This window comes from Nitrobacter winogradskyi (assembly GCF_006539545.1).
Classification (GTDB): domain Bacteria; phylum Pseudomonadota; class Alphaproteobacteria; order Rhizobiales; family Xanthobacteraceae; genus Nitrobacter; species Nitrobacter winogradskyi_A.
The window spans coordinates 1-2,215 of sequence record NZ_BJNF01000142.1 but is presented as its reverse complement, the minus strand read 5'-3'; the positions used below and the strand labels follow the sequence as shown (position 1 = coordinate 2,215).

The following is a 2,215-nucleotide window of genomic DNA, read 5'->3' as shown; positions in this document are numbered from 1 at the left end:
ACGTCCATTTGCCTGAAGCAACTTCAGGCAAATGGACGTCACCGCACCGTCCTCGCGCCCATACTCGTCGTATATATATGGATATATCGGCAGAAGGCCGAAAAACTTGAGTCAAGTCGCTCATAATGCGTGAGCGGTGTTTTCAGGCCACTTCCCTGGTATTCAGCGCAGCAGTATAGGCCCAAGGCAGCAGATCGTTGATCCGGCTGTTGGGATGGCCGTTGACGACGCCAGTATGGCTTGGGTGAACGCGCGCGGCAGCTTGGTTGGGAAGACGTCCAGCTTGTCGATGATGATCTCGGCCGGATCCGGTGGCGGAATGGTCCGACCGGGCTTCGAGAAGCTGCTGTCCGCGATTTGTGAAGAACGGGTTGGCGCCGTGGTATCGCTCGAGGTATCACGCCTTGCCCGGAACGGCAGAGATTGGCACACTTTGTTGGAGTTCTGCGGCCTGGTCGGCACGTTGATTGTCGACGAGGAGGCCATCTATGATCCACGCTCACCCAATGACCGGCTATTGCTTGGCATGAAGGGCACCATGAGTGAGATGGAGTTGTCGGTCTTCCGGCAGCGGTCCCTCGAGGCCAAGCGCCAAAAGGCACGACGGGGCGAACTTCATTTGACCGTTGCCGTCGGCTACGTGAAGACGGATGACAGCCGTGTCGAGAAGGATCCTGATCGGCGGATCCAGGACGGAATCTTGCTCGTCTTCCGCAAATTCGCCGAGCTACAATCAATCCGACAGGTGCTGCTCTGGTTCAGGCAGGAGAACATTCTCGTTCCAGCGATTATGCAAGGTCGCGGTAAACGCCCAGTCGAATGGAAAGGCACCGGTCTATCACACGCTGCACCACATGCTGACGAATCCGGTATGCGCTGGCTCTTACGCCTATGGTCGGCGGGGAACACGGGTGACAATCAAGGACGGCCGCAAGCGGATCATGCGCGATACACTCCGGCGCAATTGGAAGGACTGGGAGGTTTTTGATCCACGACCATCACGCGGGCTATATTACTTCGGCTGACTTCGAGCGGAATCAGCATCTGATCGCCGACACGGCCAATGGGAAGAGTTATATGGGTCGCGGCTCCATAAGGCGCGGCGAAGCCTTGCTGCCGGGGTTATTCCGTTGTGCGCACTGTGGCAGACGCTTGCACATCTAGTACCCTGGAAAGGGCGGTAGTACGCAGCGATATGTCTGTCGTGGTGCATTCAGCACTAAAGCGGCCAGCATGTGCATCGGATTCGGCGGCATGCGCGTTGATCGCGCTGTCGTCCGTGAGGTGCTCGATCGACTGCAGCCTCTTGCGATTGAAGCAGCACTAGCCGCGATGGAAGCCCAGAACGTATATCACTGCGACAAGCGCCAACAGATCGAGAACGCAATCCAGCACGCTCAATACGAAGTCGCCCGGGCACGGCGGCAGTACGATGTCGTCGATCCCGATAACCGGCTGGTTGCCAGTGAGCTGGAGCGACGCTGAAACGAGAAGTTGGTTCAACTGCGCGACCTGGAGACCCAGTTCGAGATCCTCAAACAGGCGCAGCATATCCCAGCGCTTTCCGCCACGGATCGCGCGAGGCTGACGACTCTCGGCAAGGATTTGACCAAGGCGTGGAACAGTCCCGGGGCGTCCGTCGAGATACGCAAGAAGATCATCAGACTGTTTGTCAAAGAGATCATCGTCGATGTCGTGGGTGATACATTGGCGCTCATCATTCACTGGCAAGGCGGCGACCACACCCAGTTGACGGTCAAAAAGAACAAGGTCGGACAGACCCGCTGGACGGTAGAAGCCGATGTCCTCGATCTCGTTCGCGTATTGGCGAGGCAATTATCGGACACGGCAATCGCTGCGATTCTCAATCTGTCCAGCAAGCTGACAGCCCATGGTGCGAGTTGGACACGATCCCACGTTTGCAGCCTCCGAAACACTAATGGCATTCCTGTCTACCGCGAAGGTGAACGAGCCGAGCGCGCCGAAGTGACGTTAGATGAAGCCGCCGGCATTCTGAAGGTGAGCCGCACGACGGCCTATCGGATGGTCAGTAGCGGCACTCTTCCGGCCCGACAGCTGTTCGCCGGGGCGCCCTGGATTATCCGGCTCGCCGACTTGCAGAGAGACGCTGTGTGCTGCGAAGCCGCTGCCAGACGATCGCGTCGTCTGCTGAAGCACAATGCCGTCGGATCCAATGTGGGCTTGTGCATCGCGG

General features: G+C 58.1%; 3 protein-coding genes. All 3 read left to right on the top strand.

Going from position 1 to position 2,215, the window contains the following annotated elements; translation table 11 throughout:
• Nucleotides 1–214: 214 nt before the first annotated feature.
• Nucleotides 215–988, top strand: coding sequence for a recombinase family protein (locus tag NWI01_RS20010; protein WP_307723477.1), 774 nt, complete (start codon nucleotides 215–217; stop codon nucleotides 986–988).
• Between the two features lie 266 nt (nucleotides 989–1,254).
• A complete protein-coding gene (locus NWI01_RS20005) occupies nucleotides 1,255–1,485 on the top strand; it encodes a hypothetical protein (RefSeq protein WP_181410593.1) in 231 nt (76 codons plus the stop codon).
• Nucleotides 1,486–1,494: 9 nt separating this feature from the next.
• Nucleotides 1,495–2,215, top strand: a 721-nt coding sequence (locus tag NWI01_RS20000; protein ID WP_244613901.1) for a helix-turn-helix domain-containing protein, incomplete at its 3' end; no start/stop codon positions are given.